The following is a 15585-nucleotide window of genomic DNA, read 5'->3' on the forward strand; positions in this document are numbered from 1 at the left end:
CTCGATTGACCCGTCCGACGCGCCCGTGGTGGGATTTCGTGGGCCGTCGAGCGGCTGCCGCACCGCCGCCCGCGAGCACCGGGCGACCATCGGGCGGCCCAGGGGCGGCCACCGGGTGAAGGGAACGCGACGTGATCGGGCTGCTGGCCCTCGATACGGCGGGCTGCCTGCTCGCCGAGGAGCTGCACGCGCTGTGGCCGGACAGCAGCAGGGTGTTCCGGGCTCAGGAGGACGGCGACGGCCCGGGCGAACTCCTGGAGCGCGCGCTGGGTGACTGCCGGCAGCTGGTCTGCTTCGCTCCCGTCCCTTCGATCGTACGACTGCTGCTCGACCGCTCCCCGGCCGGTCGGGAGCGGTCCGGTGGGCTCGACGGCGCCGGTGGGCCCGGTGTCGTCTGCGTCGACCCGGCGCGGCGCTTCGCCGTGTCGCTGACCGGCCACGGCACCGGAGCGGACGAGCTGGCGGGCGAGGTGTCCGCCCTGCTCGACACCTGCCCGGTGCGCCCCGGCGGCCCCGCCGTCGGTGCCCCCTTTGTCGATGCCCCCGCCGTCGGCGCCCTCGTCGTCGGCGTCGGCCTGCGCGAGGCGGCGGCCCCGCCCGAGGTGGCCCGGCTGATCCGCCGGGCCCTGCGGGAGGCCGGACTGTCCGTCGGATCCGTCGCCCGGCTCGCGACCCTCACCGGCAAGGGCGACCACCCCGCCGTCCGCCGCGCCGCCGCCCTGCTGGGCGTCCCGGTGGACGAGCACGCGGCCGAAGACCTCTCGGCCGTCGCCGTCCCGAACCCGTCGGCCACCGTCGGCGCGGCGGTCGGCACCCTGAGCGTGGCGGAGGCCGCCGCACTGGCGAGCGCACCGGGCGGCGAACTCGTCGTCCCCAAGCAGAAGTCGGCCACGGTGACGGTGGCCGTCGCCCGCGCGGCGGTGACCGGACGGCTCGCGGTCGTCGGCCTCGGCCCCGGGCCGCGCGACCTGATCGTCCCCCGCGCCGAGGCGGAGCTGCGGCGCGCCTCGGTGGCGGTGGGCACTCCGGACGCCCTGGCGGCCGCCGCCGGGCTGCTGCGCCCGGGCGCACGACGGCTCACCGCCCCCGACTGCCTCCGGGCGGCCGTCGACCTCGCCTCGCGCCGCGAAGCCGTCGCCCTGGTCACGCTCGGCGACGGGCGCGCGTACGCGCCGCCGGCCTCCGACCACTACGCACTCGTCCGCGTCCCCGGGCTGCCCGTTCTCGCCGATGTCGATGGAGACCCCTCGTGACCACCCCCGACCATGACCTCCGCCACCACGGTGACGCGGAGGTGCGCGCCGACGGGGCCGGTCTGGTCGACCTCGCCGTCAACGTCCGCACCGGCACTCCCCCGCAGTGGCTGCGCGAGCACCTCGCGGCGACGCTCGGCGACCTCGCGGCCTACCCCGACGGCACCGCCGCCCGCGCCGCCGTCGCCGCCCGGCACGGTCGGCCGGTGGCGGAGGTGCTGCTCACCGCGGGCGCGGCGGAGGCGTTCGTACTGCTGGCACGCGTACTGACGCCACATCACGTCGCCGTGGTGCACCCGCAGTTCACCGAACCGGAGGCAGCCCTGCGGGACGCCGGGCACGCCGTGCAGCGGGTGCTGCTCCCGCCCTCGGACGGCTTCCGGCTGGGCGCGGTACCGGAGGAGGCGGACCTGGTCGTCCTCGGCAACCCCACCAACCCGACCTCCGTCCTGCACCCGGCCGACGCCGTCGCCGCCCTGGCCCGACCCGGCCGCACCCTGGTGATCGACGAGGCGTTCATGGACACCGTGCCCGGCGAGACCGAATCGCTCGCCGCCGTACGGGACCTGCCCGGCCGGGTGGTCGTCCTGCGCAGCCTCACCAAGACCTGGGGCCTGGCCGGCCTGCGGATCGGCTACGCGCTCGGCCCGGCCCCCCTGATCGCCGCCCTCGGCGCCGCCCAGCCGCTCTGGCCGGTCTCCACCCCGGCGCTGGCCGCCGCCGAGGCGTGCAGCGCGCCCGAGGCCCTCGCCGAGGCCGAGCAGGCCGCCCAGGACCTCACCCTCCACCGCGACCACCTGCTCAAGGGCCTCGCCGCCTTCCCGACCGTCCGGGTGCACGGCGAGCCGGCCGCCTCCTTCGTCCTGGTCGAACTGCCGGATGCCGCAGCCGTCCGCGCCCGGCTGCGCGAGCACGGCTTCGCCGTCCGGCGCGGCGACACCTTCCCCGGACTGGGGCCGGACTGGCTGCGCATCGCCGTCCGGGATCCCGCGACGACGGACCGCTTCCTGGCGGCGCTCGACACGGTGCTGGGCGCGGGTCCGCGTACCTCCTGAGCTGACGCCTGAACCCCCCGGGCCCCCTGGAACCCCTGGGACAGGACCGGGACATTTCAAGCACCACCCGGTGATCAAGCCGGACCTAACGTGGAGGCAGACAACGATCCCCCCTCGACAGACGGAAGTTGGGACCTCCATGCGCTCGCGAATCGCCCTCGCCGCTCTCGCCGTCACCGCCCTCGCGGCCACCGCCACCGCCTGCGGCCCGGAGAACAGCGACGCGCCGGCCACCGCGGGCGGTGCCCCGACGACCGCCGCTCCGACCGCCGCCCCGACGACCGCTCCCCCGGCTGCCGCGCCGACCTCCGCCGCACCCGCCGCGCCGAGCAAGTCCGCGAAGCCGTCGGCCTCCACGCCCGCCCCGGGCGCGGGCGACAAGACCGGCTACGGCCAGGCCTGCGGCGCCAACGACCTCACGTTCAGCGCCAAGATGGAGACCCAGGCCGGCGGCTACATCCAGATCTCCGCCAAGGCCAAGGCGGGCATCACCTGCGTCCTGTCCGGCGAGCACCCGGTCATCGCCTTCGGCTCGGGCGGCATCGAGGCCGCCAACGCCGAGCAGGCCGTCGGCGCGCCGATCACGCTCAGCGGCTCCACGGTCGCCTACGCGGGGATCAACCCGAAGAGCACCAACACCAACCAGGTCATCGAGTTCAAGGACGTCATCATCGCCATCGGCAAGGGGGACGCGAACCCGGCGAGCATTCCCGTCGGTTCCGTCAAGGTCGACAAGCCGGTCGTCACCAACTGGCACACCAACGCGAAGGATGCCGTCCCCGGTGTCTGATCTTTGATGATTGACGGTCGGTCAAAATCCCTTTTCCGACCGGCCGGAGAGCATTCTCGCCCGTTTGCCGAATTCCTCTGCCGCCGAACCATGTCTGTGCTACGTTCCGAATTCCCAACAGAACACCCAGACATAGGTGACCCCGGCGGTGCAGCAACACCCCGGGGCCCGGCAACAGGAGCAATCAACTCCCGATGCGTGTCCATCGTAGCGCCCACGCGCGCCATTTCACCGTGCTGCCCAACGGTCTGCTCCAGGACCGTCGGCTCAGCTACACCGCCCGAGGCCTGCTCGCCGACCTGCTCTCCCGCCCCGACGGGCGACGCGAGGACGGTCGCCAGATGGCCGACACCAGCCCGCAGGGGCGCGGCGCCGTCCGCCGGGCCCTGAAGGAGCTGACGGACGCCGGCTACTACCGGATCGAGACCGTCCGCCTGCCCGACGGCACGCTCCGCAGCGAGGCCCACGTCTACGACACCCCGTACGCGCGACCGAGTGCCACCCGTCCGGAACCCGGTGAGCCGAACTCCGGGCGCGCTGACGCCCCTTCGGTAAAGGAACCGGGGAAAGCACCCGCCCTCCCGCCTCCTCCCGAACCACCCGACGAGCAGACCCGGGCGGCCGTGGCGACGCTCTTCCAGGTGCTCCGCCCGGAACCGCGGCTGCGCCTCGGCGAGGCCGAGGCGCTCGGCCTGGCGCCGCTGGTCGCTCAGTGGCTGCACCGCGGCTGCACCGCGGACGACCTCGCCCGGGCGCTGCTCCCCGGCCTGCCGGCCCAGCTGCACTCCCCCGTCGCCGTCCTCCACAGCCGCCTCACCCGCAAGCTGCCGCCCGTCCAGGAGGAGCGGCCGCACCCGGCCGCGCGGTACACGGAGTGCCCCGGGTGCCACGACCCGGTCCCGCAACCGGGCCTGTGCCGCCCCTGCGCGGGCGTCGCCCTTCGGTCACCGGTCGCCGACTCCCACGTCGCTCTCGCGGGCGCCACCCGCGTCCGCGACGCCCTCCACGCGGCCCGGACGGCCCTCCGGCCGCGCGGCGGACCGGCACCGGCGGGGTAGGCGAACCGGACGGGCCTCCCCCGCGCAGGGGAGGCGGATCATGCCCGGGCCCGATCCCGGGCCGTCGGCGCCCCGAAAAGCTTGGCGCATGGCAATCCTTGCGAAGCATCCGAAAGCGGCGACCGCGACCACCGAACGACCCGTCCCGCGCTGGGCCGAGACGGTCGCCCACCTGATCCCGCTGATCGGCCTGCCGGTGTGCCTCTGGCGGCTGCCGATCGGATTCGGGTTCCTGATGGGAATGGACATTCCCCGCGCGTCGCAGCCGCTCTGGGTGACCGTGCCCTACGTCTTCGCGCTCAGCCTGCTGTCCGAGGCCTTCGCGCTGCTCTGTTCCGGCCTGGTGCGACGGTGGGGCGAAGTCGTGCCCGACTTCGTTCCGGTGCTCCGCGGCAGGCGCATTCCGCCTGCCGTGGTGATCGTGCCCGCAACGGTCGCCGGCCTCGCCTTCACCTGCCTGACCGTCGACTGGGTCCTCACCGAATTCGGCCTCGCCGGGTTCTCGACCGTCGAGTACACCAACGGCTGGTGGCGGGCCCTGGCAGCGACGGTGAGCGGACTGTTCGTCCTGTGGGGCCCGCTGGTGCTGGCGCTGACGTACGCCTACTATCGGCGCCGCTGCCGCCCGACCAGGTGAGGAGCACCCCGAGATCGCCGGAACAGGAGCGCCCGTGCCGCCCACAGACGACCTCGCGACGGCCTGGACCACGATCGTCCACCGGCTCGCCGCCACCGCTCCGGCAAGCTTCGAGGCCCTGGGCCCGCCGGCCACCGACGCCGACCTCCGGGCCCTCGCCGACGCCCTCGGGCGGCGCGTGCCGGAGTGCCTGGAGACTCTGCTGCGGCTGAACAACGGGTCCACCGCCAAGGACGGCGTGCAGATCCTCCAGGGGCACGCCAGCCCGGTGTCCCACGCGCACTCCCGGCTCCTCCCCGGCGGGAAGGTGCTCCTCGACTGCCGGAAGATCGGCCAGCAGTACGGTCGCTACGTCGCCATCGCCCGGGAGAACGGCGACGCGGACTGGTGGCGGCCCGGCTGGATCCCCTTCGCCGAGGAGACCGAAGGCCACGAGGGCTTTCTCCTCGATTCCGGGAGCGCGGCCAACCCCGTCCTCCGCCACACCGAAACCGACCACCCGAGGCCCTACGCCCCCTCACTCGCCGCCTTCGTCGCGCATCTGGGCAAGGCCCTGGCGGACGGCGGAAACCCGCGCGGCACCCCGTTCGCGGGGTGCCACGTGCGGGTTGTGGACGGCGGCCTGATGTGGGAGCTCTGATGGCTACGGACGGGAAGCAGCCCCAGTCTCGGCTCCCCGCCGAGACCGGGGCACGACCTCAGGCGATGTCGCCGCCCTTGACGCCGTCGATCAGACCGCGCCAAGCCTCTGCGGTGAACCGGAGGCAGGCGCCTTCCTTGTCCTTGGAGTCGCGGACGGCAATGCCGGATTCCGTACGCGCGACCTCGACGCAGTTGCCGCCGTTCTCACCGCTGTAGCTGGATTTGGCCCATGACGGGGCGTCGATCCCAGACACACGGCCTTGCGAGTCATCCTGCATGGCAGCTCCTCGATCGAAGTTCGGCGTGGGCTCACCCTGCGGCGTCCCGGTCGTCCCACGAATCCACGGAGACATCCGGGCCGCCGACGAGGTACCGCAGCAGGGCGCTGGCCGTCGTGGGGACAAACTCGTCCGGAATCGCATCGACCGGAGTCCAGACCACGGCGGAGTGCTTCTCCGGCTCACCGTTCACCAGCTCGCCGTCCCACTCCTCGGCGGCGAACACCACCGTGAGGAAGCCGTTCGGCGCCTCCACGCCCTGCGCACCGTGGATGACGTGAGCAAGGCGGAGCTTGTCGGATTGGACGATCAGGCCGGTCTCTTCCCGCAGTTCCCGAACCGCAGTCGCCGTGATCGGTTCGCCGGGCTCGTTCTTGCCAACGGGCAGGTCCCACATCCCCTGAGCGAACTTGGCTCGCGGCCCCCGCCGGAGGAGAACGACCCTCCCCGCCTCACGGTCATGGACGATCACGGCCGCGACCAGAAGAGTCATCGCCTCTGTAGCCGGCTTCAAGCTTCGTGCAACACCATCGATCGCTTCCTTGACCACTGCATTCCCTTCGTAGTTGGCGGCGCAGCTATGCCAATGCTTCTCGGGCACGTATGTCCAGGTCGTTGGCCCCCGGGACTCCGCGCCTACGGTAGATCGCCAGCCACGGCCTAATTGAGGAGATGGCCTTTCTGGTCCGATCGGAGGCCACGCCTTCCATGAGGCTCAGCGCCTGCACCCAGGCAACGATTGCCTCGTCAGCACGTGCCTGAGCCGCAAGGCTGTCCCCGAGATCAGCGTAGGTAAGCATGTGTACCCGCTTGTACTTCGTCGGGTCCCACCGAAGAAGCGCAGCTCGATGCTGTTGCTCCGTGCCCACGTGATCGGCAAGATCAGTCAGCGTCCTTGCTGTGTGGCTCGCGACTGTCCCAGCTGCCGGGCCAGTGACCGACGAGAAGCTGGGCTGTGGCCCATCATCCCGGGAGAGCGCGTCTTCCGAGGAGAGCAAGGCCTTGGCTGCGGCAGCTTTCTCCCCTGTCGCTGCGTATGCTCGGGCGTGGGCGATGTGCAGCAATGCTTCGGTCTGGCCGTCGACATAGCCAAGGCTACGCTTTAGCGCCTGCTCAACGAGAGCAATGCAGTGGTGCGGTTGCTTCAAACTAAGCGCCTGGTGAGCGAGAGTCCGCATCATCCATCCTGCGTGCCCCCGAGAATCAGCTTCACAGGCCAACTGATATCCCACCAGATAGTATCGCTGTGCGAGACCTTCGTGCCCGAGATCATGATGCTTCCAACCCGCAAGGTAAGCGAGTTCAGCCACTGCTCCAAATGCCTTCCTTCGCAGGCCATCGCTCGGAAATCGCCCACCCAGCATTGGTGCTGCGGTATCGGCAAGGTAGGCGGTGACAGTCGACATGCCATGCCCGCCACCTAGCCTCTCGTCTGCTGCGCTAAAGGCAGAGGTGATTTGCCTGACCACCTCTACTTCTTCCAGGCCAACCAGCATCCGCCCAGAACGGGCCTGAAGGAGGCGCGACACAGCCTCATGATCGTATGTCAATGGCATGGAAATCCCGGTCGTCGTAAAGACGGCAGCCGCAAGGAAGTTCTGGCGCTCAAGGTCCGCTCGCCCAAGAACCGTGGCTGCGAGCACAGGATCGTCGGCGGCTGCCAGCATGTCGACCTCGACCGCCAGCCCGAGCTCGACTCCATTTACGGGTCTGCCCATCCGACGCGTGAAGGCTTCTGCGATGTACTGTCCCACCCGTCCCGACGGCTGAACTCCGCCAACCCAATGGGCAACTGCTGACTTGTTCGTCCGCAGAATCTCACCGTTCTCCGCAGCAACCTGCCTAACTGCAGACGCGAGGCCCGCGTAGCTCCAGCTGGCCACCGCGATGGCCTCACGAAGCCTGACATTGGAGTCCCTCGGCATCCCCGCGCCCCTCCGACCTGGAGCCACTAAACCCGTTAAACCACTCTGCGTGCCCACAACCGTACCGTGAGCGAGCACCTCAGGGTTCACTGGTTACCAGTTGCCAAGCCCTGCCAAACGATGGGAACGCCGTCGTTGACGGAGGCCCACACAGGTCTGTCCCAGCCGGTGAGCCGGGACAGCAAGCGAAGGTGCGAACGATGTCCACTCTCAGCAGACCGATCCTCCATGCCTGGGAAGGCACCCTCACCGACCACGGCTCCTCCGTACGGACCGCGCGCCACCAGGTCCGCCATCAACTGGCCTCGTGGGGGTGGAACGGCGACCGCGTCGATGACCTCGTGCTCATCACCTCCGAGCTGGTCACCAACGCCGTCGTCCACGCCTGCCGGGGGACCGGCGAAGTGCGTCTCTACCTCCAGGAGTTCGCGGGCGACTGCCGGCTCGAAGTCTGGGATCCGCGCTTCGACCTGCCGCTCCGGGACCGACGCCCCCGCCGCTTCAGCGAGGGCGGACGAGGGATCGAGCTCGTCCGCGAGCTGGCCTTCGACTTCGGGGTGGTCATACGGCGCGGCACGGGCAAGCGCGTCTGGGTGCGCGTCCTGCTCGACGACGACCAGAACCCGTACTCACCGCACCGGAGTTGAGCACCGATGCAATCCCGTACGGGCCGTCACGCCCGCCGGCAGCGCGAAGACGCCAGGGCGGCCGTCGCCGAACTGACCGACGCCCTGGCCGCCGCGAACATCGTCCTGCCCTCGATCGGCACGGACAGCCCCTCCCTCTTCACCGGTGAGGTACTGGTGGAACTCGGCCGCGCCCGGCCCGACATCGTCGTCCGGCTCGCCGCACTCATCCGCCGAGGGACCGACCGGTGAACCGGCCGACGCCCCTCGAACTGGCCGTCGCCACGCTCGTCCTCGCCGCAAGCATCGCGCTCGCCTTCGGTGCGGCCGCGCTGGTCGACCCCGACCAGCGCGGCACTGCCGGCGTCGTCTGGTGGACGACCCTCGCGGCCTCGTTCCTCCGGGGCCTCAGCTGGTCCGAGACCGCCCTCGACCGGCGCCGGACACCGCCGCAGTGATCAGCACAGCTCGACCGCGTCCCCCACCCTCACCGCCCCCGGCTCCACCACCTGCGCGTACACGCCCGCGCAGGGCAGCGCCGCCATCCCCTCCAGCGGCACCAGCCGGTTCTGCGCGGCGAGGACCTTCAACGCCGCCGTACTGCGCGGCAGTTCACCGTGGGCGAGAGTGGGGACGGCGCAGCGTGGGGTGGGGACCAGCACGCGGATCCGCAGGTCCGGGCCGATCCGCACCTCGCGGCCCACCCACGCGTTCTCGACGTAGCCGTCACCCTCGGTGCGGATCACCAGGTTGGGGCGGTAGCGCTCGGCCTCGGCCGGCACGGCGTCCAGGGTGGAGGTGGTCACCAGATGCAGCGGGGCGAAGTCGAAGAACGTCCCGGCGGGCGCGGCCCGGCCGATCTCGTTCTCCGTGACGGCGACCTCCTCCTCGATCCCACGCGCCAACACCTCTTCCGGCACGGCCCGTTCGACGATCGCACCGGGCGGTCGCTCGTCGACCAGACGGACCTTGCGGCCCAGGAGTTCGGACAACACACGCTCGTCCACCTCCCGACCGTCCGGCCCGGTGATCACGACGCCACCGGGCTCCAGCACGGCCGTGAACCCGAGCATCGCCGCCCAGAGCCGCGGGTTCTTCGCACTCGCCACCCGCCCGCTCTCGGCATCGAGCAGCCCCATCACCCGGTCCCCGTCCAACCCGCGCTCGGTCACGGCAGCCTCGCCCAGCTCCTCCCCCAGCATCGACTTCACCGGGTACCGCCGAAGCCGCTCCACCGTCCCGATCCTCATGCCGCCGCCTCCGCCCATGCCCGCAGTTCCGCAAAGTTTCCCTCGCCCAGGCCGAGCCTAGAACGATCCACCGATTCAGCGCCGGGCCAAGGTGGTGAGCCGAGGGCCACCGACCATGTGCGGCAACGGGCCCAGCACCCGGGCACGGGAGGTGACCTCAGCAGCCACCGTCGACCTACATGGCCGAGTCATTTGACGAACACTCAACTCAATGCTCCGCCAGGCAGGGGAAACGCCTGACAAGCCCCCTTCGCTCGGGCAATGCTGATTCTTGCACCAATCACCACGCGGCATCACGCAAGCAATGTGACGGGAGCGGTGGTCATGGCAGTACGGTTCCTTGGTATCGATCCGGAAACCGGCAAGGAGGGCTCTCCGACCGTGTGGGTCGACGACGAGAGCCGGGACATCCTGATCCAGGGCTGGGACGCCGACAGGGAGCTGGTCGCGGCCGTGCTCGACGCGGGGCACGGCGAGCACCACGCGAACACGATCCCCGAAGGCGAATCAGTCGTCAGGATTCCAGCCCGACTGGTACCGGTCCTGAGGAGGGCATGCGATGCAGCAGAGCGTCCCTAGCTTCGCGGGACTGCTGGAGAGCGCCGAGCATTCGGCTGTTCACTTGGAGATGCGCGACGCTTACGGTGTCGCCGACGAGGCCGACGACTTCTCGAACTGGCGCGCCACGGGCCGGCGGGACAGCGATCCGGATTCCGACTACTGGAAGCCGTGGGTCGACAGCATCTCCCGGAAGGTCCGGCAGGGCGTTGACTTCCGCCGAGCACGGATCGTGTCGGTTCCCGTCAGCGACTACATCCGCTACGAACATGCCGCCACATCGGTGAACGTCGTCGCGGGCGAGCAGGTCCGCTGGCTGCCACGTGCCGAGGCATCAGGTCTCGCTCTTCCGGGCAATGACTTCTGGGTCTTCGACGGCCGGGCGGCCCTGTTCAACATCTTCGACGGTCACGGCGACTGGGCAGTACCGAAGCAGCAGTTCAGCACCGACCGTGAAGTCGTGGAGCTGTGCACCCGCGCCTTCGAGAGCGTCTGGGAGCGCGCCACCCCGCACGAGAAGTTCGCGGTCTGAGCCGATAGACCGGACCGCCAGAACATGCCCCTCTCTCCGTCTTCCAGTGCCCAAAATGCCCGTGCGTCCATCGCAGGCAAGCTCCGAGAGCTTCGGGACAGCGCCGGACTCACGGGACATGGCCTGGCACTCCGCACAGGTTTCAGCGAGTCCAAGGTCTCGCGCATCGCCAACGGCAGGACTCCCCCGTCCGCAGATGACATCAACCGCTGGTGCGTCGCCTGCGGAGCGGAGGCCCAGGCCCCGGACCTGATCGCCGCGAACCTCCAGGCCGGCGAGATGTACGTGGAGTGGAAGCGGCTCCACAGGACCGGAATGAAGAACGCCCAGGAGTCGGTCCTGCCTCAACTGGCTCAGAGCCGCCAGGTTCGCGTCTACGCCTCGAACGTCGTGCCTGGCATGATCCAGCGCGGCGAGTACGCACGGGCCTTGATGAGCACCATCACCGATTTCCAGAACACGCCCGACGATGTCGACGCGGCGGTGGCGAGCCGGCTGCAACGCGGACGCTACCTCCGCGAGGGGAACCGGACGTTCGCGCTCGTCATGGAAGAGGCGGTTCTTCGCTACCCCATCGGCGGCAAGGCAGCCATGGAGGACCAACTCCGCTACCTGCTTCAAGTGATGACACTGCCCCGCGTGAGCCTGGGCGTGATCCCCTTCGGGGCGCCCCGCGCGATGTGGCCGCTGGAAGCGTTCTACATGTACGACGACCGTATGGCCGATGCCGAGCTACTGACAGCGCTGGTGACCATCACCACCCCGAGCGAGATCGCCGCGTACTCGAAAGCATTCAAGATCCTTTCGTCCATGGCGGTGTACGGGCCACTCGCGAGAGCCCTGATCGAAGAGGCCATCGCCACTCTGGGGTGAATCCATGCAAGACGGCGCAAGATTGTGGCACTGTCCGTGACTGCCTCCCTACCGTCTATCACGTAGCCACTCGTACCGAGGGGAGGGAGAGCGGGGATGGCCACGCATCCACCAGGCCCGGCGCCACAGTCCCCGCTCCCCCACCGGCAAGGCATCGCAGTGGGCCACCGGCGCTCCACAGACCCCGCCCGCGCCGCTCCAGCGGCACGGGCGGGCAGCGCCGCCCTGTTGGGCTCCCGTCCGAGAGAGGTCAAGCCATGATCGTGCAGAACGACGGAGGACACGGGGGCAACCCCGCGCCGATCCAGCCGCCCGCGCCTCCGCCGCCGCCGTCCCCCGATGGTCAGTCGCCGCCCGGAGACGGAGGCCACCGCAAGTGACCGACTCCCTCCCCGAGGGTGCGGACCGCCCCGGCTCCGAGCCGGGGCGGTCCCTGCTCTCCGACGGTTCGATGAGCCCCGCATGGGCGGACACCTTCGACGCCGTGCCGCGCGCGCTGTTCGCGCCCGACATCGTGTGGTCGCACGACATGGCCAGCGGGCGGAGCGTCGTGGCCGACCGGCGGACCGACCCCGCGGGCTGGGTCGAAGCGATCGACGCGAACGTCCCCCTCGTCACGCAGTGGGATGACGGCACGCACAGGGGCACCGACCCGGGCACCGTTGCGACCAGCAGCATCAGCATGCCGAGCCTGGTCGCGTCGATGCTCCGGGACCTGGACGTACGACCGGGCATGAAGGTCTACGAAGGCGGGACCGGCCCCGGATGGAACGCCGCCCTCCTGGCCCACCGGCTCGGCTCGGCACAAGTGGTGAGCGTCGAGTACGACGAGGAGGTCTCGAAGGCAGCCCGGATCAACCTGGCCCGCGCCGGACTACGCCCCGAGCTGGTCATCGGTGACGGTGCGGCCGGCTGGTCCCGGGGCGGGCCGTACGACCGGGCGATCTTCACCTACGGCCTCCGGGCGATTCCGGCGCCCGTCGTGCGCCAGGTTCACGCCGGGGGCATGATCCTCGCTCCTTGGGGAACAGACTTCACCGCGCTGGACGCCGTGGTGAAGCTGACCGTGAACGACGACGGGAGCGTGAGCGGGCCGTTCACACAGATGGTCGAGTTCATGAAGTCGCGCAATCAACGGCTGGAATTCCCACAGCACTCGGCCTATGTCCCGGACTTCCCCGGCGACGCCGACACCTCCTGCATCACCGCCCTGATGCCCGAGGACCTCGGCGGGTACTGGGACGTTCGCCGCTTCTCCCTCGGCCTGGCCGTGCCGGATGCCACGCACGTCGTCCATCAACAGGACGACGGGACGACGTCGGCGTGGTTCTACGGGCTCACCGACCGGTCCTGGGCGGCTGTTGTCCGGCGCGAGGGCGATGCTGTGGGATCGGTGTACCAGTCAGGCCCCAGGCAACTCTGGCCCGCGGTGGAGCGCGCCCTGGACTGGTGGCAGGGCCAGGGCCGTCCGAGCCTGGAGCGCTTCGGACTGAGCGTGATCAACGGCAGCCACACCACCTGGCTGGACACCCCGGACAACGTGGTGCCGACGTACCGCTGATCGGCGCTCGACCGGGGTGTCCACAACCCTCAAGGAGACGCTGGATGTCGCAGAGCTTGACCAACTTCGCCGACCTCGTGCGGTCTGCGACGAAGTCGGCCGTCCATCTGGAACTGCGTGACGTCTATTCGGTCGAGAACGAGGACGAAGGCTTCCGAGCGTGGCGGGCCGGCCACCGGCTCGACCCCGCCGACCGCTCGTCCTGGTGGCGGCCGTGGCTCGACCTCGTCCAGGAGGTCACCGCCAACGGTGTCTCCGTCAAGCGTGCCCGAATCATCTCCGAGCCCGCCAGCGAGTACATCCGCTACGAGCACTCGTTCACATTCACCAATGTGGCCGGCGGTGAGGAAGTTCGCTGGCTGCCCAGGCGCAACACTTCCGATCTGCTGCTGCCCGGAAACGACTTCTGGCTGTTCGACGGCCGGATTGTCCAGTTCAACATCTTCGACGGCGAGGGCCGGTGGGTGCACACCGATCAGAACGATGAGCCCACCGTGGCACGATTCTGCGCGGCCGCCTTCGACGTCGTGTGGAATCGTGCCACCCCACACGACAAGTACAGCGTCTGATCCGAACACCACCCTGGCTGGCGCTGGACTCCCAAACTCATGCCACCGCCTCCGCCCAATCCCGCAGTAGCGCGAAGTCTCGCTCTCCCAGGCCGAGTTTGGGGTCAATGCGCAGGGTCAGCGCCGGCCCGGGGTGGTGGGCCGCTATCCACTCGGTGTCCTGCGGCTTCAGCTCGTCGTCCACCCAGACGAACGGACGGCTGGCGGCCCAGGCGACCAGGTTCCTGGTCTTCCAGTGCAGGCCGTCCGGATCCTCCTGGTGCAGCTCCGGCCAGTGGATGTACGGGAGCCGCGGCAGCCCGAGCAGCGGCCCGATGAAGGTGTTCGCCTCGTCCATCCACGTGGTGGCCCACACCAGCTCGTACCGCAGCGCCAGCAGCTCGGGCCCGTGGTCCGGGTTGATCCAGATCCGCAGCGGCCGCACGCGCTCGGCGGGCTTCTGCGGAAAGCGGGCGACCCAGCAGTCGGGCTTCACCCGGTGCGTGCCGTACCCGTGCGGCCGCCGGTGCCGCTTGGCTGCGTAGGGATTCAACGGACCGTCGACATCGAGCAGGAGCAGCGGCAGCGTCATACCGGGCATCCTCGCCGGGGAGCCCGCTCCGAGACCAGGGATTTCTCCTGCCCGGTTCGGATCCTCAAGGGCGCCGCGAAGCACCATCCCGGATCACGAGTCCGTGATCCGTATCCCGGAGCGCATGGTCCCGATCTTGAAGGAGGCTGTCGAACGTGTCGAACGTGCCCGACTTCGCCGCGCTGTTGAGGAGTGCCCGGCGGACCGCAGTTCATCTGGAGATGCGTGACGCCTACGCCGTGGGCGACGAGGCCGAGGAGATCGACCGGTTCGCCCGAACCGGCGAGATCGAGCTCGACCCCGAAGCGTCCTGGTGGCCCGAGTGGTTGGGACTCGTCCGCGAGACGGTCGGCCGGGGTGTGGTCATGCGGCGCGCCCGGATCGTCTCCGAGCCGGTGACCGACTACATCCGATGGGAACACGCGGTCACCCCGATGAACGTGGCGGCCGGCGAGCTGGTCCGGTGGCTCCCCAGAAGCCAGGCATCCGACATCGCGCTGCCGGGCAACGACTTCTGGCTGATTGACGACCAGCTGGTGCTGTTCCACTTCTTCACGGGGTATGGCGACTGGGCCGACCCGGGGTTCGCGTTCTCCGAGGACCCGGCGACGGTGCTTCTCGTCTCCTCCGCATTCGAGGCCGTCTGGAAACGCGGCACCCTGCACGACAGCTATAGCGCCTGATCTGAACCTCACCCTGCCAAGGGTTGTCCCGTCACTGATCTTTGGCAGCACGAGAGTGGCTGGCCAGGATCGCATCCCAGGTTCCCTTCGGGGAGGCACTGACCTCGGTTCACCCCTGCGACCGCACGACACAGCAGCGGGTAGCAGACGCCTCCGGCCGACAACGTGCGAGCCTCCTGACCTGGGGAGATGAGCAGGGCCCCTGTTATCGTGCGCCAATGTCAACGATCAAACAGTTCCAAGTGACCTTCGACTGCGCGGAGCCAGTGCGCCTCGCCGCCTTCTGGTGCGAGGTGCTGGGGTACGTCATGCCGGCGGTCCCGGAGGGCTTCGCCACGTGGGAGGAGTGCTACCGCTCACTGCCGCCCGAGGATGCGATCTACTTCGCGTGCACTGATCCCTCGGGTGTGGCCCCGCGCTTGCTCTTCCAGCGAGTTCCCGAAGGCAAGGTCGTCAAGAACCGGGTGCATCTCGATGTGCGGGCCGGCGTCGGGCTCGTGGGTGAGGAGCGCCTGGCCACACTTGAGGCCGAATGCGCGCGGCTGACGGTGCTCGGCGCGAAACACGTGCTGACGCAGCGCGCCGATGGCGTCAACGAGTCGTGCATCACGATGCAGGACATCGAGGGCAACGAGTTCTGCCTCGCCTGATTCTCCTCCGAGACTGCGAGGTGGGCGGCCGTCTCCGGCCTCGGGGTACATCGGGACCCTGATCGTCACGGCCA

General features: G+C 69.8%; 21 protein-coding genes. 16 read left to right on the forward strand and 5 right to left on the reverse strand.

What is annotated here, in order from left to right:
* The first annotated feature begins 131 nt into the window (after positions 1 to 131).
* From ACFVYI_RS28610 to ACFVYI_RS28635, 6 genes are all read left to right on the forward strand, one after another.
* A complete protein-coding gene (locus ACFVYI_RS28610) occupies positions 132 to 1253 on the forward strand; it encodes a cobalamin biosynthesis protein (protein WP_387890809.1) in 1122 nt (373 codons plus the stop codon).
* Positions 1250 to 2308 (forward strand): Rv2231c family pyridoxal phosphate-dependent protein CobC, encoded by a 1059-nt coding sequence (cobC, locus tag ACFVYI_RS28615; RefSeq protein WP_387890812.1) that lies wholly within the window; start codon positions 1250 to 1252, stop codon positions 2306 to 2308. The genes ACFVYI_RS28610 and cobC overlap by 4 nt, the downstream gene beginning before the upstream one ends.
* A 139-nt stretch (positions 2309 to 2447) precedes the next feature.
* Positions 2448 to 3098 carry a hypothetical protein gene (locus tag ACFVYI_RS28620; RefSeq protein ID WP_387890815.1) on the forward strand — a complete coding sequence of 217 codons (651 nt, stop codon included), beginning with the start codon at positions 2448 to 2450 and terminating at the stop codon, positions 3096 to 3098.
* 194 nt (positions 3099 to 3292) lie between these two features.
* Positions 3293 to 4156 carry a hypothetical protein gene (locus ACFVYI_RS28625; RefSeq protein WP_387890817.1) on the forward strand — a complete coding sequence of 288 codons (864 nt, stop codon included), beginning with the start codon at positions 3293 to 3295 and terminating at the stop codon, positions 4154 to 4156.
* 88 nt (positions 4157 to 4244) lie between these two features.
* Positions 4245 to 4793, forward strand: coding sequence for a hypothetical protein (locus ACFVYI_RS28630; protein ID WP_387890819.1), 549 nt, complete (start codon positions 4245 to 4247; stop codon positions 4791 to 4793).
* A 34-nt stretch (positions 4794 to 4827) separates the two neighbouring features.
* Positions 4828 to 5433: an SMI1/KNR4 family protein gene (locus tag ACFVYI_RS28635; protein WP_387890822.1), complete on the forward strand. Its 606-nt coding sequence runs from the start codon at positions 4828 to 4830 to the stop codon at positions 5431 to 5433.
* 58 nt (positions 5434 to 5491) lie between these two features.
* On the opposite strand, the gene ACFVYI_RS28640 is transcribed toward ACFVYI_RS28635, so the two are convergent.
* The 3 genes from ACFVYI_RS28640 to ACFVYI_RS28650 form a co-directional block, all read right to left on the reverse strand.
* Positions 5492 to 5713, reverse strand: coding sequence for a DUF397 domain-containing protein (locus ACFVYI_RS28640; RefSeq protein WP_387890824.1), 222 nt, complete (start codon positions 5711 to 5713; stop codon positions 5492 to 5494).
* Positions 5714 to 5744: 31 nt separating this feature from the next.
* Entirely contained in the window at positions 5745 to 6206 is a 462-nt protein-coding gene (locus ACFVYI_RS28645; protein ID WP_387890914.1) for an NUDIX domain-containing protein, read from the reverse strand.
* An 85-nt stretch (positions 6207 to 6291) separates the two neighbouring features.
* A complete protein-coding gene (locus ACFVYI_RS28650; RefSeq protein ID WP_387890827.1) occupies positions 6292 to 7638 on the reverse strand; it encodes a tetratricopeptide repeat protein in 1347 nt (448 codons plus the stop codon).
* Positions 7639 to 7838: 200 nt separating this feature from the next.
* On the opposite strand from ACFVYI_RS28650, the gene ACFVYI_RS28655 reads away from it, so the two are divergent.
* The 3 genes from ACFVYI_RS28655 to ACFVYI_RS28665 are packed head-to-tail and all read left to right on the forward strand — an operon-like array spanning position 7839 to position 8722.
* Entirely contained in the window at positions 7839 to 8285 is a 447-nt protein-coding gene (locus tag ACFVYI_RS28655) for an ATP-binding protein (protein WP_387890830.1), read from the forward strand.
* 6 nt (positions 8286 to 8291) lie between these two features.
* Positions 8292 to 8516 carry a hypothetical protein gene (locus ACFVYI_RS28660; protein WP_387890833.1) on the forward strand — a complete coding sequence of 75 codons (225 nt, stop codon included), beginning with the start codon at positions 8292 to 8294 and terminating at the stop codon, positions 8514 to 8516.
* On the forward strand, positions 8513 to 8722 hold the full coding sequence (locus ACFVYI_RS28665; RefSeq protein ID WP_387890836.1) for a hypothetical protein: 210 nt from the start codon (positions 8513 to 8515) through the stop codon (positions 8720 to 8722). Before ACFVYI_RS28660 ends, ACFVYI_RS28665 begins: the two co-directional genes overlap by 4 nt.
* Here ACFVYI_RS28665 and ACFVYI_RS28670 read toward each other — a convergent pair whose 3' ends face one another.
* A complete protein-coding gene (locus tag ACFVYI_RS28670; RefSeq protein WP_387890839.1) occupies positions 8723 to 9514 on the reverse strand; it encodes an MOSC domain-containing protein in 792 nt (263 codons plus the stop codon).
* A 261-nt stretch (positions 9515 to 9775) separates the two neighbouring features.
* Here ACFVYI_RS28670 and ACFVYI_RS28675 point away from each other — a divergent pair, with 261 nt between their 5' ends.
* From ACFVYI_RS28675 to ACFVYI_RS28695, 5 genes are all read left to right on the forward strand, one after another.
* Positions 9776 to 10093 carry a hypothetical protein gene (locus ACFVYI_RS28675; RefSeq protein WP_387890842.1) on the forward strand — a complete coding sequence of 106 codons (318 nt, stop codon included), beginning with the start codon at positions 9776 to 9778 and terminating at the stop codon, positions 10091 to 10093.
* Positions 10074 to 10604 (forward strand): DUF6879 family protein, encoded by a 531-nt coding sequence (locus ACFVYI_RS28680; RefSeq protein ID WP_387890845.1) that lies wholly within the window; start codon positions 10074 to 10076, stop codon positions 10602 to 10604. Before ACFVYI_RS28675 ends, ACFVYI_RS28680 begins: the two co-directional genes overlap by 20 nt.
* A gap of 24 nt (positions 10605 to 10628) precedes the next feature.
* A complete protein-coding gene (locus ACFVYI_RS28685; RefSeq protein ID WP_387890847.1) occupies positions 10629 to 11477 on the forward strand; it encodes a helix-turn-helix domain-containing protein in 849 nt (282 codons plus the stop codon).
* 376 nt (positions 11478 to 11853) lie between these two features.
* Positions 11854 to 13038 (forward strand): methyltransferase domain-containing protein, encoded by a 1185-nt coding sequence (locus ACFVYI_RS28690; protein WP_387890850.1) that lies wholly within the window; start codon positions 11854 to 11856, stop codon positions 13036 to 13038.
* A gap of 44 nt (positions 13039 to 13082) precedes the next feature.
* Positions 13083 to 13607: a DUF6879 family protein gene (locus ACFVYI_RS28695; RefSeq protein WP_387890853.1), complete on the forward strand. Its 525-nt coding sequence runs from the start codon at positions 13083 to 13085 to the stop codon at positions 13605 to 13607.
* Positions 13608 to 13644: 37 nt separating this feature from the next.
* On the opposite strand, the gene ACFVYI_RS28700 is transcribed toward ACFVYI_RS28695, so the two are convergent.
* Positions 13645 to 14178, reverse strand: coding sequence for a hypothetical protein (locus tag ACFVYI_RS28700; RefSeq protein ID WP_387890856.1), 534 nt, complete (start codon positions 14176 to 14178; stop codon positions 13645 to 13647).
* Positions 14179 to 14324: 146 nt separating this feature from the next.
* Between ACFVYI_RS28700 and ACFVYI_RS28705 the strand changes: the two genes are divergently transcribed.
* Positions 14325 to 14861: a DUF6879 family protein gene (locus tag ACFVYI_RS28705; RefSeq protein WP_387890916.1), complete on the forward strand. Its 537-nt coding sequence runs from the start codon at positions 14325 to 14327 to the stop codon at positions 14859 to 14861.
* A gap of 218 nt (positions 14862 to 15079) precedes the next feature.
* Positions 15080 to 15511, forward strand: a complete 432-nt coding sequence (locus ACFVYI_RS28710) for a VOC family protein (RefSeq protein ID WP_387890859.1) — start codon at positions 15080 to 15082, stop codon at positions 15509 to 15511.
* The last annotated feature ends 74 nt before the right edge of the window (positions 15512 to 15585 follow it).

The organism is Kitasatospora sp. NPDC058218, assembly GCF_042882445.1.
Classification (GTDB): Bacteria; Actinomycetota; Actinomycetes; order Streptomycetales; family Streptomycetaceae; genus Kitasatospora.